At 35.4% G+C, this 24,748-nt stretch carries 26 protein-coding genes; 18 read left to right on the plus strand and 8 right to left on the minus strand.

All coding sequences use genetic code 11. From position 1 onward, the window contains the following. Nucleotides 1-21 precede the first annotated feature (21 nt). The gene (mtaB, locus tag PHV37_07505) at nt 22-1,320 is read left to right on the plus strand and encodes a tRNA (N(6)-L-threonylcarbamoyladenosine(37)-C(2))-methylthiotransferase MtaB (protein ID MDD3237924.1); all 1,299 of its coding nucleotides are present in this window, start codon (nt 22-24) and stop codon (nt 1,318-1,320) included. A gap of 68 nt (nt 1,321-1,388) precedes the next feature. Then, the gene (locus PHV37_07510) at nt 1,389-4,838 is read left to right on the plus strand and encodes a DNA polymerase III subunit alpha (GenBank protein ID MDD3237925.1); all 3,450 of its coding nucleotides are present in this window, start codon (nt 1,389-1,391) and stop codon (nt 4,836-4,838) included. On the opposite strand, the gene PHV37_07515 is transcribed toward PHV37_07510, so the two are convergent. Then, a complete protein-coding gene (locus PHV37_07515) occupies nt 4,835-5,947 on the minus strand; it encodes an HD domain-containing protein (GenBank protein MDD3237926.1) in 1,113 nt (370 codons plus the stop codon). The genes PHV37_07510 and PHV37_07515 overlap by 4 nt on opposite strands. 210 nt (nt 5,948-6,157) lie before the next feature. Here PHV37_07515 and tpiA point away from each other — a divergent pair, with 210 nt between their 5' ends. Further along, nucleotides 6,158-6,934 carry a triose-phosphate isomerase gene (gene tpiA, locus PHV37_07520; protein ID MDD3237927.1) on the plus strand — a complete coding sequence of 259 codons (777 nt, stop codon included), beginning with the start codon at nt 6,158-6,160 and terminating at the stop codon, nt 6,932-6,934. Between the two features lie 63 nt (nt 6,935-6,997). On the opposite strand, the gene PHV37_07525 is transcribed toward tpiA, so the two are convergent. After that, nucleotides 6,998-8,080, minus strand: coding sequence for a hypothetical protein (locus PHV37_07525; GenBank protein ID MDD3237928.1), 1,083 nt, complete (start codon nt 8,078-8,080; stop codon nt 6,998-7,000). A 92-nt stretch (nt 8,081-8,172) separates the two neighbouring features. On the opposite strand from PHV37_07525, the gene PHV37_07530 reads away from it, so the two are divergent. Further along, the gene (locus PHV37_07530) at nt 8,173-8,778 is read left to right on the plus strand and encodes a GNAT family N-acetyltransferase (protein ID MDD3237929.1); all 606 of its coding nucleotides are present in this window, start codon (nt 8,173-8,175) and stop codon (nt 8,776-8,778) included. 1 nt (nt 8,779) lies between these two features. Here the strand turns inward: PHV37_07530 and PHV37_07535 are convergent, their stop codons facing one another. Further along, nucleotides 8,780-9,361 (minus strand): YkgJ family cysteine cluster protein, encoded by a 582-nt coding sequence (locus tag PHV37_07535; protein MDD3237930.1) that lies wholly within the window; start codon nt 9,359-9,361, stop codon nt 8,780-8,782. A 317-nt stretch (nt 9,362-9,678) separates the two neighbouring features. Between PHV37_07535 and PHV37_07540 the strand changes: the two genes are divergently transcribed. The 3 genes from PHV37_07540 (at nt 9,679) to ald (ending at nt 12,109) form a co-directional block, all read left to right on the plus strand. Then, nucleotides 9,679-10,029 carry a hypothetical protein gene (locus PHV37_07540; protein ID MDD3237931.1) on the plus strand — a complete coding sequence of 117 codons (351 nt, stop codon included), beginning with the start codon at nt 9,679-9,681 and terminating at the stop codon, nt 10,027-10,029. 175 nt (nt 10,030-10,204) lie between these two features. After that, complete coding sequence (gene pyrF / locus PHV37_07545) at nt 10,205-10,978, plus strand: orotidine-5'-phosphate decarboxylase (protein ID MDD3237932.1); 774 nt, start codon at nt 10,205-10,207, stop codon at nt 10,976-10,978. A gap of 9 nt (nt 10,979-10,987) precedes the next feature. Further along, nucleotides 10,988-12,109 carry an alanine dehydrogenase gene (gene ald / locus PHV37_07550; GenBank protein ID MDD3237933.1) on the plus strand — a complete coding sequence of 374 codons (1,122 nt, stop codon included), beginning with the start codon at nt 10,988-10,990 and terminating at the stop codon, nt 12,107-12,109. 1 nt (nt 12,110) lies between these two features. Here the strand turns inward: ald and PHV37_07555 are convergent, their stop codons facing one another. Further along, the gene (locus tag PHV37_07555; protein ID MDD3237934.1) at nt 12,111-12,851 is read right to left on the minus strand and encodes a hypothetical protein; all 741 of its coding nucleotides are present in this window, start codon (nt 12,849-12,851) and stop codon (nt 12,111-12,113) included. A gap of 161 nt (nt 12,852-13,012) precedes the next feature. Between PHV37_07555 and PHV37_07560 the strand changes: the two genes are divergently transcribed. The 5 genes from PHV37_07560 to PHV37_07580 all read left to right on the plus strand — a co-directional run bounded on the left by PHV37_07560 (nt 13,013) and on the right by PHV37_07580 (nt 16,332). Then, complete coding sequence (locus PHV37_07560; protein ID MDD3237935.1) at nt 13,013-13,258, plus strand: hypothetical protein; 246 nt, start codon at nt 13,013-13,015, stop codon at nt 13,256-13,258. A gap of 69 nt (nt 13,259-13,327) precedes the next feature. Further along, the gene (locus PHV37_07565) at nt 13,328-13,897 is read left to right on the plus strand and encodes a Maf family protein (GenBank protein MDD3237936.1); all 570 of its coding nucleotides are present in this window, start codon (nt 13,328-13,330) and stop codon (nt 13,895-13,897) included. Nucleotides 13,898-13,949: 52 nt separating this feature from the next. Beyond that, complete coding sequence (locus PHV37_07570) at nt 13,950-14,474, plus strand: adenine phosphoribosyltransferase (protein MDD3237937.1); 525 nt, start codon at nt 13,950-13,952, stop codon at nt 14,472-14,474. Nucleotides 14,475-14,555: 81 nt separating this feature from the next. After that, complete coding sequence (locus PHV37_07575) at nt 14,556-15,644, plus strand: EscU/YscU/HrcU family type III secretion system export apparatus switch protein (protein ID MDD3237938.1); 1,089 nt, start codon at nt 14,556-14,558, stop codon at nt 15,642-15,644. A 25-nt stretch (nt 15,645-15,669) separates the two neighbouring features. Beyond that, entirely contained in the window at nt 15,670-16,332 is a 663-nt protein-coding gene (locus PHV37_07580) for a sigma-70 family RNA polymerase sigma factor (GenBank protein MDD3237939.1), read from the plus strand. A 36-nt stretch (nt 16,333-16,368) separates the two neighbouring features. On the opposite strand, the gene PHV37_07585 is transcribed toward PHV37_07580, so the two are convergent. From PHV37_07585 to PHV37_07600, 4 genes are all read right to left on the minus strand, one after another. Further along, a complete protein-coding gene (locus PHV37_07585; protein ID MDD3237940.1) occupies nt 16,369-16,857 on the minus strand; it encodes a hypothetical protein in 489 nt (162 codons plus the stop codon). Nucleotides 16,858-16,937: 80 nt separating this feature from the next. Continuing rightward, nucleotides 16,938-18,212 carry an O-acetylhomoserine aminocarboxypropyltransferase/cysteine synthase gene (locus PHV37_07590; protein ID MDD3237941.1) on the minus strand — a complete coding sequence of 425 codons (1,275 nt, stop codon included), beginning with the start codon at nt 18,210-18,212 and terminating at the stop codon, nt 16,938-16,940. 16 nt (nt 18,213-18,228) lie between these two features. After that, a complete protein-coding gene (locus PHV37_07595; protein ID MDD3237942.1) occupies nt 18,229-18,663 on the minus strand; it encodes a hypothetical protein in 435 nt (144 codons plus the stop codon). Nucleotides 18,664-18,666: 3 nt separating this feature from the next. After that, nucleotides 18,667-19,725, minus strand: coding sequence for a tetratricopeptide repeat protein (locus PHV37_07600; GenBank protein ID MDD3237943.1), 1,059 nt, complete (start codon nt 19,723-19,725; stop codon nt 18,667-18,669). A gap of 41 nt (nt 19,726-19,766) precedes the next feature. Between PHV37_07600 and PHV37_07605 the strand changes: the two genes are divergently transcribed. From PHV37_07605 to PHV37_07630, 6 genes are all read left to right on the plus strand, one after another. After that, nucleotides 19,767-20,201, plus strand: a complete 435-nt coding sequence (locus PHV37_07605; GenBank protein ID MDD3237944.1) for a YtxH domain-containing protein — start codon at nt 19,767-19,769, stop codon at nt 20,199-20,201. An 8-nt stretch (nt 20,202-20,209) separates the two neighbouring features. Then, a complete protein-coding gene (locus PHV37_07610; GenBank protein MDD3237945.1) occupies nt 20,210-20,569 on the plus strand; it encodes a DUF948 domain-containing protein in 360 nt (119 codons plus the stop codon). Nucleotides 20,570-20,587: 18 nt separating this feature from the next. Next, nucleotides 20,588-20,854, plus strand: a complete 267-nt coding sequence (locus PHV37_07615) for a YtxH domain-containing protein (GenBank protein ID MDD3237946.1) — start codon at nt 20,588-20,590, stop codon at nt 20,852-20,854. A gap of 89 nt (nt 20,855-20,943) precedes the next feature. Continuing rightward, a complete protein-coding gene (locus PHV37_07620; GenBank protein ID MDD3237947.1) occupies nt 20,944-22,605 on the plus strand; it encodes a SpoIID/LytB domain-containing protein in 1,662 nt (553 codons plus the stop codon). Further along, nucleotides 22,598-24,172 (plus strand): murein biosynthesis integral membrane protein MurJ, encoded by a 1,575-nt coding sequence (gene murJ, locus PHV37_07625; protein ID MDD3237948.1) that lies wholly within the window; start codon nt 22,598-22,600, stop codon nt 24,170-24,172. Before PHV37_07620 ends, murJ begins: the two co-directional genes overlap by 8 nt. Next, nucleotides 24,150-24,746, plus strand: coding sequence for an L-threonylcarbamoyladenylate synthase (locus PHV37_07630; GenBank protein ID MDD3237949.1), 597 nt, complete (start codon nt 24,150-24,152; stop codon nt 24,744-24,746). The genes murJ and PHV37_07630 overlap by 23 nt, the downstream gene beginning before the upstream one ends. Nucleotides 24,747-24,748 lie beyond the last annotated feature (2 nt).

The raw sequence follows: 24,748 nt of genomic DNA on the forward strand, positions 1-24,748 counted from the left end.
TTTTGCTAGTACAATAGTATTATGTCTAAATCGATTAAAAATTTTTTAATAAAAACATTGGGTTGTAAAACGAACCAACTTGAATCTGCCGTGATAGAAGAAAGGTTGATTTCAAAAGGGTTTATGCCTGTTGAAACAATGCAAGATGCAAATATCTTCATATTAAATTCTTGCTCTGTAACATCGACAGCAGATAGCAAAGCTTTGACCCTCTTGAAACACGCAAAACAAAACAATCCCGAAATAACAACTGTTTTGACCGGTTGTTTTGCACAACTTGCTTATGAAAAACTTAAAACCAACTCTAATATAGATTTTTTAGTCGGGAACCAAGAAAAAGCTGATATTCCTGAAATATTAGAAAACGACAAAAGATTTGCCGTAAGTGACATTTTTTTATACAAAGATTTTAGATATGAAAAAATCAATACAATTCACAAAACAAGAGCTGTAATAAAAATCCAAGATGGTTGCAATAATCGTTGCACATATTGCACAATCCCATTGGCTAGAGGACAAAACAGAAGCAATAAAGCTCAAAACATTATAGAGCAAATTGCTCTTTTGAAATCGCATGGTTTCGAAGAAGTTGTACTTACGGGTATTCATATCGGTCAATGGGGCAATGATTTTGAACCGCAAAAACATTTAGTTAATCTGCTCAAAGAAATTGAAAAAACTGAGATTACAAGATACCGTTTGGGCTCTTTGAATCCGCTTGAGCTGAATGATGAACTTTTAGATTTTTTGTCACAATCAAAAAAATTCTGTCCCCATTTTCATATTTCGCTACAATCTGCTTGTGACAAGACATTGAAAACAATGCACAGATTTTATTCTTACGACTTTGCAGACAATATAATCAATAAAATCAACAAAAATTTCAAACTTCCTTTTTTAGGCAGCGACGTGATAGTCGGGTTCCCGAATGAAACAGAAAAAGACTTTGAAACGACTTATAATAATCTAAAAAACTCAAGACTTTCCAGAATTCACGTTTTCCCTTATTCAAGAAGAAAAAACACCCCTGCAGGCGAGATGAAAAACCAAATTCAAGACTCTATAAAAAAAGAACGTGTAAAAATGCTTTTAGAGCTCTCAGAAAAAAAACTGGAAGAATTTTTAACGAAAAATATAAATACCGAAACCGAAGTCATTATTGAACCTAACAGAGATAAAAAAACAGGATTTTTAAAAGGTGTTACGCCCAATTATTTAAACGTTTTAATTGATACAAAAGAAAACAAAACAGGTATTACAAAGGTTCATATTAACGGAATAAGCAATGACAAAAGTCGTTTGATGGGTATTTTAAAATAACTTAACTTGTAAGCATGTTTTTGCCGTGCTACCGTAATAAAAGACAGGAAAGTGAGTATCAAAGGGAAATGGGAAAGTACGTTCCACTCCACGTACATACAGAATACAGTTTACTTGATGGTGCCATCAGGAACAAGGACTATTGTAAATTTGCTAAGGAAAATGGCTTTGAGGCAATTGCAATAACCGACCACGGCAACATGTATGGAGCCATGGAACTTTATCGTACCTGTAAAGATAACGGCATAAAACCCATAATCGGCTGCGAAGTCTACGTTTATGACGGAGATATAAAAGAAAAACAACAAGGAAGAAACAAGCTTAACCACTTGGTCTTGATTGCAAAAAACAAAGAAGGTTATCAAAACCTCGTAAAAATCGTCAGTGCCTCTTATATTGACGGATTTTACTATAAACCTCGTGTCAACCATGAATTGATTGAAAAACACAAAGACGGCTTGATTTGCCTGTCTGCTTGTATTCAAGGAGAACTCGCTCAAGAAGTTTTAAAAGGAACAAAAGAAAGTGCAAGAGAAATTGCAAAATATTATCTCGGACTTTTTGGCGAAGACTTTTATATAGAAATCCAAGACCACGGATTAACTGAACAAAAACAATCTAATCCTGAATTGATTGCAATTGCAAAAGAATTAAATGTTAAACTTGTAATAACAAACGATAGCCACTATTTAAAAAAAGAAGATGCCCTCTGGCATGACACGCTTCTTTGTATTCAAACAAATGCTTTAAAGTCAGACGAGCACAGATTTAAGTTCCCTAACAATGAATTTTATGTAAAAACTGAAGAACAGTTGCGTGATGCTTTTAAATGGCTTGATGCCGAAACTTTTAATCAAGCGATAGAAAACACATCAGAAGTTGCAGAAAAATGTCACCTAATAATAAAAATGGGTGAAAATATATTACCGCATTATGATGTCCCTAAAAACCATACTATTGAATCATATCTTGATTTTCTCGTAAGAGAAGGGCTTGAACAAAGATATGGAACTATCACCCCGGAAATTGAAGAGCGACGAAAATACGAGCTTGATATTATTTCAAAAATGGGATTTTCCGCCTACTTCTTGATAGTTTGGGATTTTATAAATTACTCACGAGAGCACGGAATTCCTGTTGGACCCGGAAGAGGCTCGGCAGCAGGCAGTTTGATAGCATATTCGTTGGGAATTACAGACCTTGACCCGATGAGGCATCACCTGTTGTTCGAAAGATTTTTGAACCCTGAACGTGTAAGCATGCCTGATGTCGATATTGACTTTTGTATTGTCGGCAGAGGCAGAGTAATTGAGTACGTAACCGAAAAATACGGAGCTGATAAGGTTTGCCAAATTATCACGTTTGGCTCATTAGGTGCAAAAAATGCGATAAAAGCTGTTGCAAGGGTTTTAGATATTCCTTTTGCAGAATCAAACCAAATTTCACAGCTTATTCCGAACGGTCCAAAAGTCCATATTGATGACGCATTAGCCGAAGGAAGCGAATTAAAAGACCTGTATGACAAAGATGAAAGAATAAGAAACTGGATAGATGAAGCAAAAAGTATTGAAGGTTTAAAACAAAACATCGGAATGCACGCAGCGGGGGTAATAATCGCCCGTGACCCATTGGATACAATCGTTCCGGTTCAATATACAAAAGAAGGAAACGTAATCACTCAATATCCAAAAGAAGATTGTGAAAAAATCGGTCTTTTGAAAATGGACTTTTTGGGCTTGAAGAACTTGACGACAATTCAATCTACGTTGGATATGATTAAGGAACGACGAGGGATAGACGTTGAAATAAATAAAATTCCGCTTGATGATAAAAAGACCTTTTCACTTTTAAATGCAGGCGATACTGATGGAGTTTTCCAGCTCGAATCTGCTGGAATGAAGAGCCTTGTAAAAAGACTAAAACCGTCTGTATTTGAAGATTTAGGTGCGTTAGTGGCATTATTCAGACCGGGCCCGTTGGATTCAGGAATGGTCGATGATTTTGTTGACAGAAAACACGGACGTCAAAAGGTTACCTATCCGCATCCGAGTTTGGAGCCAATACTAAAAGACACATACGGAACTATTGTTTACCAAGAACAAATCATGCAAATTGCACAAGTTCTTGCAGGTTATTCGTTGGGTCAAGCAGATATGCTCAGACGTGCAATGGGTAAGAAAAAAGTCGAAATCATGCAAGAAAACAAAGCTGGTTTCGTAGATGGTGCAAAGAAAAACAATGTTGACGAAAAAATTGCCTCAGACTTGTTTGATACAATGGCGAAATTTGCCGCATATTGTTTCAACAGGTCGCACTCAGCCGCATACGCTTTTGTAGCATACCAAACAGCCTATTTAAAAGCTCATTATCCTATCGAATATTTTTGTGCATTGTTGTCAAGTGTAAAAGATGACCAAGACAAAACCCAAATGTATATTGCAATGGCTCAAAAAATGGGCATAAAGGTTTTGCCTCCCGATATAAATAAATCTCACGCAGAATTTGCACCTGACGAAAACAATATAAGATTCGGACTAAATTCGGTAAAAGGGATTGGCGGAGCAGTCCTCGAAATGCTAGAAGAAGAGCGAAAAGCAAATGGTGAGTTTAAATCCATCGCCGACTTTGCAGCAAGAGTAAATACAAAATGTTTAAACAAAAAGACCCTCGAAAGCTTAATTAAAGCAGGTGCTTTTACTTGCTTAGAGCCATCACGCAAAAAAATGTTTAATAATATCGACAATATTATTACAGCGGCAACGAGAGAAAGCCAAGCTCGTGAGCTCGGTCAAGTCAGCCTTTTTGCAGCATTAGGTGGTGGAGGAGAAGCGACGGCAACAGCCAGCTATCAGATGCAGTCGTTTGAACTTTATGGAGATGATGAGGACTTTTCTGATTCAGAAATTCAAGCATTTGAAAAAGAATACCTTGGATTTTATGTAACCAGCCACCCGCTTGAATCAATTAGAGATAAGCTTCCATTTTTGACAACTCACAACATTTGTGACCTTGTAGAAATGCCAAATGACAAATATATTACAATCTGCGGACTTCTTACTCAAGTAAGACAAATCCCTCTAAAGAAAGACCCCACTAAGTTTCTAAAGGCAGGGATTATTGAAGACCTTACAGGAAAATTGGAATTTGTTGCTTTTCACAAGACTTTGCAAGCATATAATTCATTGATGCAAGCTGAAAGCAAAGTTATATTGTCAGGTAAATTTCAACGAAAAGATGAAGACCGAACGCAAATAATTGTTGAAAGCGTAAAACCTGTAGATAACAGCAATATAATTACGCTAAATATACTTGATGAAATGAAATTTGAAGAAATTGTTCAACTTAAAGATTTGCTGTGCAAATTCAAAGGAACCGACCCTATAATGTTTAAAATAAATGGCACAAAAATATTGGGCTCAACAACTTTTTGGATTGAAGCATCAAACGATATGACTCAAACAGTCGAAAAAGCTTTTGATGGAAAAATCAAAGTCGAGATAAAATCATTGGACAGCTAGCTTGCAATAGATTTAACTTCATCGGTCAAATATTTACGCAAATAGCTGTATTTATTATAGAATTCTTCCGGATTTTCTTTAGCAGCTTTGATAGTGTCTTGTAAGCTTACGAACATTTCAGCCAGTTGCGGGTCAAACTGAGTGCCTGAACATTTTTGTATTTCGGCAATAGCGACTTCATGAGGCAAAGATTTCCGATAAGGACGAGTAGACGTCATCGCATCATAAGTATCAGCTAGAGCTATAATACGGGCAGAAATAGGAATTTCTTCACCTTTAAGCCCCAAAGGATAGCCTTTTCCGTCCCATCTTTCGTGATGGGTTTTTAGCCAATTTGCAATAATCTTCAATTTTTTTATATTCATAATCATTTTTTCACCTTGTTCAGGGTGTTTTTTCATGATTTCGAATTCTTCATCAGTAAGTTTACCGGGCTTGCACAAGATATTGTGAGGGATACCTATTTTCCCGATATCATGCAAAAGACCTGCAGTTTCAATTTCTTCTAAAACTTCATCGCTAAGGTTCATGTTATTTGCCAAAATCAATGAATACAAAGTCACACGAAGGGAATGCCCGTTAGTATAAGAATCTTTAGCGTCAAGAGCCAAAGAAATAGACTTTATTGTTTTGTAGAAAAGTTCTTTCAAATCACGCATTATAGTGACACGATTGCTTGAAAGCTCATATTTTTTCAAACCGTTTTTAATTGACACCTTGAGTTCTTCAGGCTCAAAAGGTTTCAAGATATATTGATAAAGCTGGCAATCATTGATTGAAGCCACAATAATATCCGTATCTTGGTGACCGGTCAAGAGAATTTTGACGATGTCAGGATTTATTTCATTAACATGCTTTAAAAACTCAGTGCCTTCCATTTCGGGCATTTTTTGGTCACTAACGACGAGCGAAATATTTTCGCCATCATTTTTAATAATTTCGAGGGCATCTTTGCCGTTTGTAGCGGTTTTGATGTTATAAGAACCTCTCAAGGTCCTTTTTAATAATTGCAAATTATTCTCCTCGTCATCAACGAGTAAAATAGTTTGCTTGATGCTTTCGAGGTCATTTTCGATAAGCGTATTTAGACTATGAGAAATTTCGTTCATACCAACTTTTCGCCACACTCACATTATTACGTATATAATATTTCGGATTTTTGTAAAAGGAACTTGAGGGAAAGAACCGATTTCTTTACAAAAGTTCAAAGTAAAATTATTATAGTTTATTTTTTGCTAATTGCCAATACATTACCTTGATTAAATTATATTTTTTGACTAATATCATTTTGTGACAGTACATAAAAAGAGGATAATATTATGACAAGAAGACCCGTTATTGCAGGAAACTGGAAAATGAACAAATTGCAAGCTGAAGCTGTTGAATTGGTCAACGGAGTAATGGCTGAGCTAAAAGATGAAGATAAAAACAAGTTGCCGGAAGTTGTAGTTGCACCTACTGCTACATCTTTGCATGTTGTAGACAAAGCTCTTAAAGATTGTGGCTGTGGAAAAGTTAAACTTTCAGCACAAAATTGTTTTTATGAAACATCAGGTGCTTTCACAGGTGAAATTTCTGTAGAAATGGCAAAAGATACAGGCTGCGAATACATTATCATCGGACATAGCGAACGCCGTCAATATTTTGGTGAAACAGATGAAATGATTAACAAAAAAGCTAAGAAAATTTTATCATTAGGTTTGATTCCTATTATTTGCTGTGGCGAAACTTTGGACCAAAGAGAAGCCGGTATTACAGATGAACATATCGCATCTCAAATCAAACTTGCATTAGCAGGATTGACAGAAGAAGAAATTGCAAAATCAATCATCGCTTATGAACCTATTTGGGCTATAGGTACTGGCAAAACTTGTGATTCAGCTGAAGCAAATAGAGTTATTGGAATGATTAGAAACACAGTTAAATCAGTTTCTAGTGCAAAAGCAGCGGACGCTATCAGAATTTTATACGGCGGAAGCGTAAAACCAAACACAATAGTTGAACAAATGGCTCAATCAGATATTGATGGAGCTTTGGTTGGCGGTGCAAGTTTGAAAGCTGATAGCTTTGCACAAATCGTTAAAGGTGCTATGTAATTTATTTTTAAATTCATAACAACTGACAAATTTAAAAAGTCACCCCTAGACAGGGTGGCTTTTTTATAGCTTAAAAGAGGCGGAGAACTTAAATCTTTGCTTATCGACTTGAGATGGAGAGTGAGTATTTGCGGCATTCAATTCAAGCTCAAAATCTCTCGAATTATTTTTCCAAGGCTTGTATGTTAACCCGATTTCACCTTGGTTTGTATTTTGAGAAATGTTTTTGACAACTCTAGTCTTTAAGGATACGGATTTCGTAAGTTGCAGCTCCGGAACCAAATATATACCTGTTTCCAAGTTATCAGCGTTAGAATATTGAGATTTGGAAACAGAAGCATTCAGTTTTAGCCTGTCAAACTTGTATTGAGCGAAAAGTCCGCCTGTATTTTTGCTGGCAGCATCATATTCATTTGAGTAAAATCCGCCACCTACTAAAAAGCTCCCGAGATTTTTAGGCAAATTAATCGAGTTAGAAGAAAGTACGGCACCGCCTGAAAGCAATTGATTAAGGGTTGAAGTGTAGGTGCCTGCTGAAAATTTAACTTTGTCACCTTGTTGAATAATTTTAGCCCCAACATCATAAGTAGTTATGTTAGAACGAATAAAATCAACAGTAACTCCGTCAAAACTTGATAGAGCTTCTTGCCCTACATAGACAGATGTCCCTGCACCCAAATCACGTTTTAGGACTGATGAATTTATGGTTGATGGCATAAACATTAAATTTTTATAATCTTGAAAAAAGACGTTTGTAAAATTCTTAGAATTATCCCAAAACATATTAGAGGCTTCAATGTCAGCGTATGGCGACTCTTTTTCGACTCCCAATTTGAAAATTTTATTGGAACGTTCTTCAAATTTTTCTTCGCCAGTTTGTTGATTTAGATTTAAAGTGACGGCATTTTGCTCATCAGTTTCATCAATAGAGGCATATTTTTTTGTCAAATCCCTTTTTTTGTCGGCAGGGTCTATGCCATAGCCCATATTTTGGATATCTTCTTCATTAAGAGCTGAGTCATCGGCGGAATTAAAAGAATCATTAATTTGGTTAATTTGCTCGGCAGTGTCTGAATCTACTCCCTTTGCAATTGCATTTGTTGTAGATAAAAGCAAAATTAAACTAATTAAAAACCAACGCTTCATAATTATATTATGCCCTATTTTTTGATTAAAACAATATCCATAATATAATTCATAGAAGAAGTATAAAAATCATCAATCAGAACGAATATTTTATGAAAAACAAAGAAATACAGCTTAATATCGCAAATTATTGGCAAATTCAATTTATATTGGAAGATTTGAGCACCCAATTTCCAAAAAATGAACTAAAAGAGAAGATGGAATTTGATAAACTAATCGCTAAAAAGAAACTTGTTCCATATGTCGCAACGTATGGCGATGATATTGTAGGATACGTTATTTTTGCACAAACGGACAACAAAGATTTTTTGTGGCTTGATTACTTTGCTGTATTAAAAAAATATCATTCACATGGATTTGGGGCGAAAATACTTGAAAAAATGAGTAAAATTGAAAGCGAAAAAAAGGGCGTTTTCTTCGAAATAGAAATCCCGACAAGTGAAGCCCCTCATACGATAAGACGTCTTAATTTTTATAAAAGACAAAATGCAGAGATTATGGATTTCAAATACCTGTATCCGACTCAAGAGGATTTTATTGAAATGAAACTTTGTTTTCTTCCTTTCAGCTCAAAACTTCCCGATAAAAAAGCATCATTTAATGTAATAAAAAATGTTTTTTCAAATATTCACGCAAACCTTTTTCATCTTCAAAGGATTATTGAAAAAATGGAAGAAATAAATGCCCTAAAGCCTTGATTTACCAGAAATCGGCACCGTATTTTTTCCAAGGAAGAATTTTTTCTTCTATGCGTTTTTTCAACTCTGAAACGGTCTGTCCGTCAGCCGTCACAACTTCATCGTCTTTAGAGAAAGACAATTCATACAAAAGTTCTTTAAGACCTCTTACAAGCTTTTTTGCCCGTTCTTTTTGTTCAAACTGCCACCCCTTATACCCACAGGATTGGGGAGTAACAGACCAAGCATTTTTAGGATAAATTTTGCATTCCTCCTCACGATTTTGATAAATACTGCAAGTGTTTTGAGAGGAAAGGTGCATGCAATAGTAGAAATAGATCTGCTTAGTGTCATTATTTTCATCATTTAAGACGTAATTTTTTAACGCCTCAAAAAAGCCCTCATCAACTGATTTTGCGAGCTCATCTGATTCATAAGGCATATATTTTTGAATAAAATCTTTTGCAAAGGCATTGCCACTTTCAGCCTGTTTTTTAAATTCATCAAAAGAAGCTTTCATAGCAATTAATTTGCAGCATTTTCCGCATTTCAAGCAAAGCAACGAATCTTCATCAGGTTCATACATATCAATCATTTTATCCATTGTCACATTATAAATTAAGATAAAAAAATAATCAAAAATATAAAAAATAAACTTTACAATAACCTAAAATTATGCAAAAATTAGCATTGGCTATAAAAATTAGATAAATATTCTATACAATATTAAGAAATCGTTACATATTCCATAATAGCTAAAGCTATTTATAATAAAAGGATTGCCCTTATACTATAAAAACAATTTATAAAAAATAGTATATATTTACAGGTTTACTAGCAAAAAAAAATTTGCCAAGGGTTTTATACGAAAGATACAATTAACGATTTATGAATGAAAGATAAACACGGAGAAAATTTAATATGTCAGAAATTAATAACATGCCTAATATAGGCACAAAGGTTGATGCTATTCAGCCTAAAAAAATCGAACAACCGGAAGTTAAACCTCAACCGGAAGAAACTCAAGCGGAATGTCCTAATTGCGATATACCGGCTGGTTTGGGAGTTGCAGGACAGTCACAAGTTAAGCAACCTGAAAATATCTTAACTGATATTGATTTTGCAAAAAAGCACCCTGAATTGGTAGAAAAAGCAGACAAATACTTTGATATAACATTGAATGGATTGTTAGCAAAAGGTGAGCCTGACGCTTACGAAAAGGCATGCCAGTTAACAAAAGCTTTTACAGAAGAATTTGCCCAACAAGGTTAAGTTATAAAAATCAAAAGAAATAGCGAAGACAGCAATGTTCTCGCTATTTTTTTGTGAGAAATTAATTAGGATAACAAATTTTCGGATAAGAAACTCAAATATGTAAAAATCTTGCTAAGATGGCGAACTGGTGTTAATATAATTGAGCATTTAAATAGAGGATATTGCACTTAATATGACATTAAATAAACCTACAGAAGCTAAAGACCGAATAATCTTAGCATTAGATGTTGACACACTTGAAGAAGTTGAAAAATACACAGTTATGCTGAAAGACTATGTAGGCTACTTTAAAGTCGGATTGCAGCTTTATACTTCTTGCGGCTACAAGGCGATTGAACTTATAAAAGAGCATGGTGGTAAAGTCTATTTCGATGGAAAATTCCATGATATTCCTAATACTGTCGCAAAAGCCAGCGTAAACCTCTTAAAAAGAGGCATAGATTTTTTCAATATAAATGCAAGCGGTGGCTCAAAAATGATTTCAACCACCGTTAAATTATGTCGAGAAACAGCCAAAAAGCTTGATTTGCCGGTTCCTACGATTTTAGGCGTGACATTGCTATCTAGTTTTGGACAAAGAACGCTTACTGAAGAATTAAATGTTAATGAAAATATAGATGAATATGTTACTCATATTGCAAAAATAGCCAAAGAAGCGGGCATAAGCGGGGTAATTGCATCTGCAACAGAAGCTAAAAGAATTCGTCAAGAAATAGGCGAAGATTTTATGATAATGTGCCCTGCGATAAGACCGACTTGGTCAGTTGTAAATGACCAAATCAGAGTTGTTTCACCCTCTGATGCAATTGAAGCGGGGGTCGATTATATGGTTATAGGAAGACCAATCACCTCAGCTGATGACCCTGTTGCTGCTGCAAAATTGATTATTAACGAAATAGAAGAAGCACTTGCTCAAAAAGAAGCAAATGAAAAAGAAACTATTTAGGAGAATTTTATGAGAATAGGTGTTCCCAAAGAAATAAAAAGCGGTGAATACCGTGTAGCCTTGGTGCCTGCAAATGTCCAGGCTTTAGTTCAAAACGGACATGAAGTTTTTGTAGAAAAAAATGCAGGAATAAATTCTGATTTTGATGATGAGTTATACAAAAGTCAAGGTGCTGTAATTCTTGATTCAGGGGCAGATGTTTATAAAGCATCTGACTTAATTATAAAAGTTCAAGAGCCACAACCCAGTGAATACGGATATTTGCAAGAACATCAAATACTATTTACCTATTTGCATCTTGCAACGGATAAAGAACTTACAAATATTTTGTTAAAGAAAAAGATTACGGCAATAGCCTATGAAACAATAGAAACATCAGACGGAAGCCTTCCATTGTTAGTACCGATGAGCGAAGTTGCAGGTAAAATGTCTGTTCAAATCGGAGCTAATTTGCTTGAAAAGCAAAATGGCGGAGCTGGTGTGTTGGTAGGTGGAGTTGCAGGAGTCCCACCCGCTAAGATAGTTATAGTAGGAGCAGGAGTAGTCGGTGTTAATGCGGCACGAGTCGCTGTAGGGCTCGGAGCTGATGTTAGAATGTTAGATTCTAATATAACAAAACTCCGTTATGTAGAGCGAATTTTCGGGGCTAATGTCAAGACTTATATGTCTAACGAATATAATTTAACAAACCAAATAAAAAAAGCTAACATTGTTATCGGGGCGGTTTTGGTTCCCGGGAACAAAACGCCGAAGATTGTTTCGGAAAAAATGGTAAAAGAAATGAAGAAGGGCTCTGTAATTGTAGATGTAGCGATAGACCAAGGCGGCTGCGTCGAAACGATGGACAGAATAACTTCTCATACAAATCCGACATTTGAAAAATACGGTGTAATTCACTATAGCGTCGCCAATATCGCAGGAGCTGTATCAAAAACATCAACTGTTGCTTTGACAAACGCTACCCAAAGTTATTTGTTGAACCTTGCAGATTTAGGATTGATAGAGTCTGCTAAAAAGTCACCATCATTGGCTAAAGGTATAAATACTTATGAAGGGAAAGTGACTAATAAGGCGGTGGCAGAAGCTTTAGGGCTAAAATATTCTGAAATTTCTATGCAAATCGGTTTTTAAATTATTTCGCAATGCTTAAATATTTTCTGAAAGCTTTACCTGATTCTAAAGTTTGAAATGCCGCAATTATGGCTTTTTCAATAGATGGAGCAATTTTTGTCGCATAAAACATTAATGCCATATTTAGAGCAATCGCATTAAATTTTGCATCTTTTGTTTTGCAAGACAATATATCTTTTGCCAAATTTGCGTTGTAAAGAGGCGTTGCCCCTGTAAGTTTTTTTGCTTCTACTTGCTCTATCGTGTAGTCGGTCGGGTTAATTACGTAGTTTGAGATTTTACCATCTCGTAACTCAAATATTTGAGTGCCGGAAGTGACAGAAACCTCATCGAAAAGAGGGTCTATTGAGCAAGCTATGATTGCATTTTTGACGTTTTTATTTTTAAGTTCAAACATATATTGCATAGCGAATTCTGTAGAATTGAGCCCTATAAAATAAGAGAAATCCGAACCGAGAGTCAATATAGGGCACAAGTTTTCAAGAACGAGTTGAGGTTCAGCTTCAATAAACGCTATCCCATTCTTTGCGAGATATTTTTCAACGTCAGAAATATTGTTTGCAATTTTTACATTTACAAAATCCAAAAAATGACCTGCATTACATTTTTTCAACCCGTTGAAATCTGTATGTTTAATAATTTGAAGCCCGACAGAAGAAGCGGCAATAGCTGCCAAAGTCGAAATATTAATGGCATTGGGGCTCAAGCCACCACCACCTGTCACATAAAGAACCTTATTCATAAGGTAATTATTTCACATATTCAAAGAACCTGCAATCATGCATGTTTACGAATATATTTACATATTGTAACAATCATAATAAAAAGGCAATTTTCGCTCTCCGAATTTGTTTATATTAATACAAGGGGATTTTAAAAACTTAATTATTGGGGGAACATATTATGGCAGTAGGACCAAAGGATTCAATAGACAGATTACTTGTAAAGAAGTATCAAGCAGAAAAAGTTGATAATCCGACAATGACAAAATTAATTGATTCACAAAAAATGTTGGAAACAATGAATGATTACGCTTTAATGCACAGAAATATGCTTGCATTGAACGATACTTTACAAAAAGCATGTGCAGCTATAAATTCAAAAACAGCAGTTTATAAAACAAGAAAAAGAGTTTCAGCAGCTAGCTAATTAAAGTAATAACTGGATTTAAAATTATATTTGATTTACGATACAAAACGGAAAAAAGGAAGTATCGTAATGAAAAAAATAATACTCGCATCGACCTCTCCAAGACGCCAAGACCTTTTAGCAGGTTTGGGTTTGGTTTTTGAATGTATTTCCCCCTCTTTTGAAGAAAACATTCTTAAAGAAAATTTCAGCTACGAAGACATTGAGCAAACTGCCCTCGGGAAAGCTCGCTCAGTTGCAATAGAAACAAAAGACTCCGCTCTGATAATCAGTGCGGATACAGTTGTAATTGAAAACAATTTTGTTTTAGGAAAACCAAAAGACAAAACAGAAGCATTTAAAATGCTTAATCAATTAAGCGGAAAAACACATACAGTAGTAACAGCAATAGCGGTGGTTGATACGGATAAAAAAAGAGAAATTCTTGAGTCAACTACAAGCTTTGTAACATTTAAAAATCTTTCAAATGAGCTTATAAATTATTATGTTGAAGAATATTCACCTCTTGATAAGGCAGGAGCTTACGGTATTCAGGAATTACCTGATGGCTTTGTTGAAAAAATCGAGGGCGATTTTGATAATATAATGGGGCTTCCGACAAAAACCTTAATAAAAATGCTTACAACTATAAATAATTAACCCCGTTTATAGTAATATATTTGTATATGAAAACATTGATGGAGAAAAAGTAATGACAAACCAGTTAGTCAAAGAAAAAATAAGAGACGTTTTAGACTTTCCAGTTAAAGGAATTGTGTTCAAAGATATAACAACAGCAGTTAGAGATCCTCAAGCACTTAGAGATATGATTCATTTTTTGACAGACAAATTTGCTGATAAAAAAATCGACTACGTTGCAGGTATTGAATCAAGAGGATTTATTTTCGGAGCAGCTGTTGCCGCAAACTTGAATGCCGGATTTATTTTAGTAAGAAAACCGGGCAAATTGCCTGCAGAAACAATAAGCCAAGAATATTCGCTTGAATACGGTACAGATAAAATTGAGATTCATAAAGACGCAATAGAACCCGGTAAAAACGTACTTATCATTGATGACTTACTAGCTACAGGAGGAACAGTAGCTGCTACCTGCCAATTGATTAATAAAACAGGTGCAAAAGTAGTAGGGGCTGCATTTATTATTGAACTTGAAGCTTTAAAAGGCAGAGAAAAACTACCTAAAGACCTTGAAATAGTTTCAATGGTCACATATTAGACAAAATTATAAATAAAAACGTTAGACTTTAAAAAATTAAATATTAAATAATAATTACAAAAATCCAAGGCTATATAGAACATGGGTGATGAAGACAAGCAGTTTGAGGCAAGTCAGCAAAAACTGCAAAAAGCAAGAAAAGAAGGGCAAGTAGTAAAATCAAAAGATTTTTCTATGGCAATTGCCCTTGTCGTAATGTTCATGGCTATTTTTAAACTTGCACCGTTTATCTGGGACCAAATAACGAAACTTTTTGTTCTTTGTTACGAGCAAATCCCGAATAAGCATCTTGAGCAAATAGGTTATACTTATTTTTTGTTTATATCGCTGGTCCCTACGCTTTTGATAATCGGACCGATATTATTTTTAGCAGCATTTATAGCGATTATGGGCGATATGATTCAAATCGGACCTTTGATTACGATGAGCCCGTTATCCCCTAAGCTTGATAAGCTAAATCCCACAAAATATTTCAAAAATCTAGCCTCCGTAAAGACCTTGTTTGAATTAGTAAAAAACATTGTTAAAGTGGCACTATTAGGGTATATAGGCTGGGTTGTCTATAGTGCTCATTTAGAAACAATTTTGGGTTTGGCTGCAATCGATAACCATTTTGCGATAATGATAGAATTCGGCAAGTTGCTGTTGGATTTTATAACAAAAGCCGGAATTGCGTTTTTAATAATAGCTGCAGCCGACTATGGAATGACAAGATGGAAATTTCTCCAAGACCAAAAAATGTCCTTTAAAGAAGTAAAAGATGAGTATAAGAACTCAGAAGGCGACCCACATGTTAAAGCCGCCCTACGTCAAAAAAGACAACAAATGCTTCAAAAAGGTATGATGGACTCTGTTCCAACAGCAGATTTTGTCGTTACAAACCCGACCCATATTGCCTGTGCTTTAAAATACGACCAAGAAAAAATGGAATCACCAAAACTTATAGCAAAAGGTACGGAGCTTTTTGCAAAAAAAATTATCGAAATAGCCCGTGAAAACGCTATTCCGGTGGTAGAAAATCCACCAGTTGCAAGAGCACTGTTCCGTATGGTAGAATTAAATTCATACATACCACCTGACTTATATAAGGCAGTAGCAGAAATCCTGCTTTTTGTATACAATTTGCGTAATCCGCAAAAAAGGTTTAATATAGATAATAAACAGAAATAGAAACAGATATAGATAAGATTGCTTTGTGGTTACAGAAGTGCACTCAAAACTAAAAGATTACATAGAAATCATTGAAAAGGTTGCAAAAGTTGAGCAACGTCGTATCCCCTCTCACATGGTGGAATACGAGGAGTTGGTCAGCATAGGTATCATTGCGATTCAAGCGATGATAAAAGGCAAATCCGAAGAACAGCTTGCAAGATATAACAATGCTTATATTGCAACAGCTGTCAGATGGGCTATTAGAAACGAATTGAGAAATCGTTATAAATGGTATTCATTGAAACATAAAAAAGAAACTGAAGAAGAAGGTAGCTCCAGTGGCGGTGAAAACGGAATTTCTCCCGGAAAAGTCAGAGAAGCCATTTATGAAACAATTCTTTCAATCGACAGCATAGCGGCAAATTCTTCTGATAACGACTCACCTTTCGATTTTATCAAAGACCCTTCTGCGTTACCAGACGAAAAAGCTGAAATTTCAGAACTTGGAAGAGTTATAAGAGAAGCAATTGCTACGTTGCCACAAAAAGACAGAACAATTGTTGAATATAGATTTTATAGAAACATGCAAGTTAAAGAAATTGCAGAACAAGTCGGCTTGTCATCTTCAAGAATAACAAGAATAGTCCAAGCGTCGCTTAATTACGTCAGAGAATACTTGAAAAAGCGTGAACATTACGACTATTAAGAATTAGTGTAGTGATTAAAAATTAAAAACAGCTTGTTATTTGCCATTGAGGTGATTTTGGACTGCATAGGCTAAGAATTTGCCCCCGACAAACATTCCTATACCGGCAGCAACACCTGCAGCAACGGGACCTAACAATGCAGCTCCGAGGACACCGCCTAAAGCACCTACGATAGCACCTGCAGCCACTTGAGATTCTTTTGAGGGCTTGTAGTCTTTTATACTTGATGTATTTTCAGGACTTTTAGCCTTGACAAATGAATCCGCAACGCCAGCTGTGGCAGCCGCTTTTTCAGTGTTTTGAACATTTGCGACTTTAGTAACATTGCTTGCTTCGGGTTTTTGTAAACTGTTTACTCTGCTTTTTATTTCGAATATATCACGAGTCAATCTTGTATCCATGACGACTCTGTCTTGGGAGCGTCTTTCTCTGCCTGAGCGTCTTTCAACATCAACAGGCACACTTGATTGTCTTCTGTCGGCAATAGCTTTGTATTGCGGATATAATCGTTGAACTTCTAACATTTTTTCCCTTTAATAACACTTATTCTTGATTGAATTAAACCATGTAAAGAATTTTTTTGCTAGTTATAAGGGATATTGTATTACATTTGTGAAGCAATTAGAGCTTGTGAAACGTCGTCAATAATATCGTCAATATCTTCTAACCCTACAGAAATTCTTATGAAGCTTTCATCGATACCGCAAGCTTTCATTTGCTCCGAAGATAATTGTCTGTGTGTAGTTAAAGCAGGATAAGTAACGATAGTTCTTGCATCTCCAATGTTTGTAGCGTGGATTAAAAGTTTCAAATTTTCGATAAATTTTTGTCCTTGCTCTCTGGTTCCTTTAATTCCGAAACTCAAAAGAGAAGACGCACCTTTTTTAAGATATTTTTGAGCAAGATTGTAATATTTGTCAGTTTTTAACCCGGGATAATTGACCCATTCAACAGCGGGGTTACTGCTTAGGAAAGTTGCCAATTTCAACGCAGAATCAGCATGACGTTGCATTCTTAGGTGCAAAGTATCGAGTCCGATTAGGGTAAGATAAGCGTTAAAAGGACTCATGCAGGTTCCCAAATCTCTTAACAAATGAGTGCGAGCTTTTACAATAAAAGCTGCTTTACCAAAAGTTTTTGTATAGCTTAAACCGTGGTAACTTGGGTCTTCATTGACCAAATCGGGAAATTTTCCTGATTTAGCCCAGTCAAAATTACCGGCATCGACAACAGCACCCCCCATTGCGTTCCCGTGACCTGAAATATATTTTGTTGTGGAGTGAACAACTATGTCAGCACCAAATTCAAACGGGCGTAGGAAGTAAGGACTTGGAACGGTATTATCAACTATTAATGGAATTGAATATTTATGAGCAACGTTTGCAAGAGCTTCAATATCAGCGACGTTGATATCGGGATTGCCGAGAGCCTCTGAAAAAATACAAACGGTTTTATCAGTTATAACTTTTTCATAATCAGCGATGTCATTTGAGTCGACAAAAACGGTTTTTATTCCAAATTTTTTCAAAGTAACGCAAAGAAGGTTGATAGTGCCGCCATACAAGGTTGAAGAAGCAACAACTTCATCACCGGCTTTTGCAAGGTTTAAAACGGCAGTCAAAGAAGCTGCTTGCCCGGATGAAACAGCTAAAGCCCCGACTCCGCCTTCAAGCATAGCCAAACGTTCTTCTAAAACTTGAGTTGTAGGATTTGAAATTCTCGTGTAAATATCGCCACCGCACTTCAGGTCGAATAAATCTGCAGCATAATCAACCGTATCAAAATCAAACGCAGTAGTTTGGTAAATGGGCACGCTGATGCAATGTCTGTTTTTACCTGCTTTGTGAGCACCTTGAACAGCAATAGTATCAAATTTCATAACTAAATCCTTATTTTTATTGTCCTATATTATATTTTATGATGTTTGAAACCCAAGGTATATAGCTAAATTTTCCGTTCCAAGCACCGGCTGATAAATATATAGTAACAGCCAAAACCAACATTTGTATAATTGTCAAATGAAGCCAAGGCAAGTTAATAATAGCAGCGTTGAAGAAGAATACAATTGCTCCGACTAAGACATTTATACCGGGTATATAGCCCAAAATATTAATTATAAATATTAAGAGTTGAGAAACGATGAAGAATCCAAAAGCTAAAAATATAGCTTGATAGATGTGGAATTTCAAAAAAGGTTTAAGATTTTGTTTCAACAAAGCACCCAAAATAATCCAAATAAACCCGACAAACCCAAAAGTAAAATAGGATAATATTGCGATAATTTTTTCTGACGGAGAAATATAAGAATTTCTTGAGTAATTGTTAGCCACTTTTTATACCTTTTCAAGTTTACTGTTTATATATTCTTCTGCGGTTTCAAGATAGACGAGCTTAATTTCATCATTGTCAGTGTCGATATCGACAGCACGTTTGTAAGAGCTCATAGCAGATACTAAATCATTAACCATGACGTAAGTATTACCAAGCAAAGTTAATACATTAGAGGCATTGACATCAATACCGAGAGCTTCTTTGTATAGCTTAATTGCTTCGTTAAAGTCAGATTCTGCGACATATAAATTAGCTAATAAGGTGTAAGCATTGGTAACATTGGGTGAAACAGCAATAGCTTTTCTGTAATATTCCATAGCTTTTTGAATTTCTTTTCTATCGCAAAGAGAAATCGCATAGCAAACATAAGCTTGATAGTAATCATTTTGGAGCCTGAAAGCTTCAGCGAAATAGGAATCTGCATCGTTAAATTTTTCAGCAGAAGAACAAGCATTTGCACAACAAAGAGCAATTTTTGCATCAGTTGGAGCAAGTATCAAAGCTTTTTTAAACAAATCAGCAGCTTCTTCAAATTTAAACAATTTCATATAAACGCAAGCCAAGTTCATATAAGAATCTGGGTTTTCAGGTTCAAGCTTCAAAGCTTTTTCATAGTAGACTTTAGCTTCGACAAAATCGGATTGGTCTTGGAATAACAAACCGATAGCACTGTATATGCAGGCATTATCAGGTTGCAAATTCATAGATTTAACATAATTTTGCATTGCACTTTTAAAATTTCCCATCTCAGCGTAAGCGTTACCGAGGTTAAAATATATAGAGAAATTATTAGTTTCAAGCTCGGAGGCTCTGGTGTAATTATTTATAGCCTTTGAGAAATCGAGCTTATAAAAATAAATACTCCCTGAATTTATAAGAGCCTGAACATTCAAAGGGTCAATATTCAGTAGGCTTTCGTATATATTAAGAGCCAAATCGTATTCATTATTTACAAGATATAACTTGCCGAGAATAAGATAATTTTCCGGCTCTTGCGGATTCTTCACAATCTTTTTGATTGTTTCTTCAATTAAACTTTTTGCTTCATCATTATTATTCATAAAAATATTTTACTACAATATACAGAAATTAAACAAGCCAAATGAATGATATTTATAAAAAAATAAAAAAGAAGAGCACAAAAATCCCCCAATCAGGATTGCACGGGGTCAAAAAATATGTTAAACTCAATACATTATTAGTATTTTACGGAGGCAAAATAGAAATGTCAAAAGAAGACAACTCAGTTTCATTCGGATTGGGCTTATTGGCAGGAGTGATAGGCGGTATAGTGGCAGGCGTATTATTGGCTCCGAAACCGGGAGCTGAAACCAGAAAAGAAGTTGAAGACGTTGTCGTTGACATCGCTCAAAAACACGCTCCTGAAATCCAAGAAGCAAAGCGTCAAGCTTTAACCTCTATCGATATGATGAAATACACTCTCGAAAAAAAATACAATAAAATAAATGACGTGATTAGAGCTCGACAACTTGCAAAAGCTAAAGAGAAGGAATCAACAGACTACGAACTTAACTAGGAGATGGAATGTCTACAACACTTGAAGTCAGTATAATCTTTTTAATATTCACAACTATCGTATTGGGAATAATCATAGGCGTATTCTTAATTAAATTATTAATGGATTTGTCTAAGTTAACAACAAATCTCGATGAAACTACAACTATTGTAAAGCAAGAGATTGAACCTACTTTGCAAGAAATAAAAGATACACTAAATAACATAAACTCTATAGCCAAAAGTGCAGATAAACAAGTCGACGTGATTAAGAAAGTATTTACAGGAGTACTTGGAGCAAGTGGCGTTGCTTTTTGCGGATTAAAAAACATTTCAGGCGGTTTTTTTAAAGGACTTTCTACTGCATTAAAGCTGTTTAAAAAAAAGTAGATTAAAGGAGACAAAAATATGTCAGCAGGAAAATTTTTAGCAGGTTTTATAGTCGGTGGCGTTGTAGGTAGCGTTATAGGAATTCTTTTGGCACCTCAATCAGGTGAGGAAACAAGAGAAATACTCGCCGAAACCTCAAAAGAGCTTTGTGAAAAAGCAAATTCAACAGTGAACGAAATCCAAGAAAAAGCAGATGACATTGTTTGTGACCTACAAGAAAAAGGTGATGAACTAATGGAAAAACTTCAAGATTTAATTAATAAACAAAAAGTCACTGAAGAATAACAAATAAAAATTTAATATCTGTACACAAAATCCCTCTAAAAGTATTGATTAATTCTTTTTTATTATAAAATACCTTAGAGGGATTTTTTATGTTAAAACGAGTATCAATATTAATAACACTGTTGCTGACAATGATAATAGCTCCTATCGCATCAGCAATCGACGATAACGTTATAAGAGTAGGCATAAGCACCAACAACTTTGGAAGCTTAATTTATAGTACAGCAGAATTTGGAGCTACAGGACAATTTGAAGCCATTGATATATCTACAGGTTATGCTGTTACAGGGATAGCACCTCAATCCACAATAAAAGTAACCTTCCAAAACGGAACTTTTACGGTTTATAAAGATGGAAAAATCGCCAAAAAAGACTTGATTGGTCCTGTGATTATAAAACCAGCACAATCAGGCTTCGTAACGGTTAAAGGACTAACAAGAGGGGGGAAACCCGCTTTATATAGAGGAGTTCTCGAACTTAGAGCCAGTGAACGAAAACCGACAGCCTTTTCTATAGTAAATGTTTTATCTCTGGAAAATTATCTAAAAGGTGTCGTTCCTAATGAAATGCCTGTCCGATTTGGACTTGAAGCTCTCAAGGCTCAAGCTGTTGCGGCAAGAAATTATGCTATAAAACCACGAGCAAAATTTTATAAAGAATTTGATGTTTGTGACTCTGTTGCCTGCCAAGTATATTTCGGGGCAAACACAGAAAAAGAACTCGCAAATAAAGCTATCAAAGAAACTCAGGGAATTGTGGCTTTAAATAAAAATGATGAAATAATTTTAGCTTTATACTCATCTACAGCAGGAGGATACTCTGAAAGCTATGAAAACGCTTTTTCTGACCCTGTTACAAAAGCATTTCCTCCTAAACCCTTGTCACATCTAAAAGGGCAACCTGATAATAAGAAAACTCCTTGTCTTAATACTGAAGAAGCAGCCAGAGCCTTCTATACCGGTTATCCTGATACTTTTGATAATGCTTCGCCTTATTTTAGATGGAAAAGAGAATGGACTGAGCCGGAACTTGAAAATGTGCTAAAACAAACATTGATTGAGCAATCCAAAACCGGATTTGTAAAACCTCAATTAACAAAAGAAAATGCCTCAAATTTTGGTGAAATCAAAAATATAAAAGCTTTGACCAGAGGCGTGTCAGGCAAAATTGCCTTTTTAGAAATTGAAACAACCAAAAATGATTTTGTCGTAGCTAAAGAATTAACCATCAGAAGAACATTTAAAAAAGATGGCAAAGCACTTCCCTCCGGTAATTTTGTCATAGATAAAATCACTGATGACGCAGGCGTAACAAAATATATATTCCAAGGAGGAGGATTTGGACACGGAGTTGGCTTAAGCCAGTTCGGAGCGGGCGGTATGGCTCAAAAAGGATATGCATACGACGAAATTCTTCAACATTATTATACAGGCATAAAGTTAGCAACCCCAATTGAAACAATCTCCAGCGACAAAGGACAAAATACTGCTGAGCAAATTTTTTATGCCACAAATAAAAAAGCTTGGCTGAATATTAATAATATTGGCAATATCAAAGAAATAACAGTAATTATAAATGGAAAAGAAATCCCCGTAAGTCTTGACTCATCATACTCAAAAAGAACGAGTATTGATATCAGTGACTATGTAAAAATTGGGCAAAATACAGCAGTATATTATATTCAAAATATAGAAAACAAGAAAAAAATAATGAAAATAAATATCGTATTAAAAGAGGCAAGAAATGACTGATACAAAACAGCAAAGCCTCTTAAGAGTGGCATGGATAATAGCATTTGTGACAATAATCTCAAAATTCATGGGATTTTTGAGAGATATTGTAACCGCTAATTTTTATGGAGCAGGCACCACCTCAGATGCCTACTTTTATGCATATCAAATACCTGCTTTAGCACTCATATTACTGGGCGGAGTCGGTGGACCTTTTCACAGTGCAACAGTTGCTGTATTTGCAAAATTAATCCCGGGTAATGAAGAAACTATCAGCAAAAAAGTTAATAAATTATACAGTACATTTATGACTTCGTCGTTTTTAATTTTCGCAGTTTTAACAGCATTTGTGTTTATTTTTGCGGAACCCATTATGGGCTTTATGATTTCAGGAGGCTCTCCTGAACTGATACATTTAGCGGGAATTCACTTAAGAATTATGTCACCGATTTTGTTAATAGGTGGCGTAATAGGTATATATTACGGGCTTTTGGTAACATTTAAAGAATTTTTACTCCCTAATTTGTCACCTATCGTTATGAGTATTGTCATAATTATCGCAATTTCGCTTGCTAAAACAGATTCCAACGGATTGATTTTGGCTGGAGCCACTACAGTCGGTGCGTTTTGCCAATATTTGGTACAATTTCCGAAAATCAAAAAACTCGGATTTCAATGGAAGCCAAATTTAGAAATAAGAAATAATGTAGAGTTTAAAAACGTTATGGAACTCTTGTTTCCCGCAATTTTAAGCTCAACAGTGGGGCAAATTTATGTTTATGTAGATATGTTTTTTGCGTCCCAGCTCCCATCAGGAGCCTGGTCAGCTATTGGCTATGCAAACCGCATTTTTCAGTTTCCGGTAGGAATATTAGTAACAGCATTTTTGGTTCCGTTATTCCCGATTTTTTCAAAACTTGCAGGCGAAAAAAATTACGAAGATATTAGATATTACTTCAACAAGGGTGTAGGCTTACTAAACTTCGTTTCTTTCCCAATATTGATAGCGATTATTCTTTTATCCTCTGATGCGGTGCAATTAGTATTTCAACGTGGAGCATTTGACGCAAAAGCAACAGCAATGGTAGCTCAGGCATTGATTTTCTTGTCTATAGCAATAGTACCTTATGTTTTCAGAGATTCCGTCACAAGAATATATTATTCTTTCAACGATTCAAAAACTCCTTTTATCGTAGCTTTTTCGTCAATTATATTAAAATACGTTCTCAATTATTTCTTTACAAAACCATTGGGAATAGGCGGTATTACACTATCAACGTCACTTGTAACTTTGTTTAATGCTACAATTTTGGGTATATTATTGACAAAAAAAATGGATATGGGATACAAAATATATTTCAAAAATATTTTAAAAATGATAATAGCTTCTATTTTTACCTTTGCAATGAGCTTTATCGTGTATAAATTGTGGGTAATCGACCCTTCTAATTGGTTGCTTTTAGCTATAAAAACCGGAATAATGGTAATTGTTTGCTTTGGTTTTTACCTGCTCTTTGCGGCTCTATTGAAGCTGTCATACGTAAAAGAACTGTTAGGAAGACTGCATGGATATATTCAAAAACACTGATTTTGTACTAGAACTCAATAATAGCTTGAAAAACGGAGGAGTAATAACTTTCGTAACTGATACCGTCTGGGGCGTAGGAGCCCTTCCCACAAGCGTTACAGGTGTTCAACGCATATATGAGCTAAAGGGGCGTGACACCTCTAAGCCGTTAATCCTTATGTCAAATAAGGCCGAAAACCTTATGCCATACGTATCGAAGATACCCGTTACTGCTGAAAAGCTTATGCGAGAACATTTTCCGGGAGCTTTGACATTAATATTCGAAAAAACATCGCAAGCACCTGATTTCATTAGCTCCGGCAAAAACACTATTGGGATAAGAGTCCCTAATAACAAGACTTTCCAGAGATTATGCGAGGTTATTGACGGTCACGTTTTGGCAACTACAAGTGCCAATTTATCAAACCAACCCGCTGCAACTACTTTTCAAGAGGCTAAAAATTATATCGGGGATAAAGTTGATTATACTTTTGAAGATTTCGGAGAAAAAGCACAAGGTCTTGCTTCTACTGTCGCTTTAGCTCTTGACGATAATATCAAAGTTTTAAGACAAGGAAGTGTTTATATACACTAAAC

Source organism: Candidatus Gastranaerophilales bacterium, assembly GCA_028693235.1.
GTDB lineage: Bacteria > Cyanobacteriota > Vampirovibrionia > Gastranaerophilales > Gastranaerophilaceae > JAQUVW01.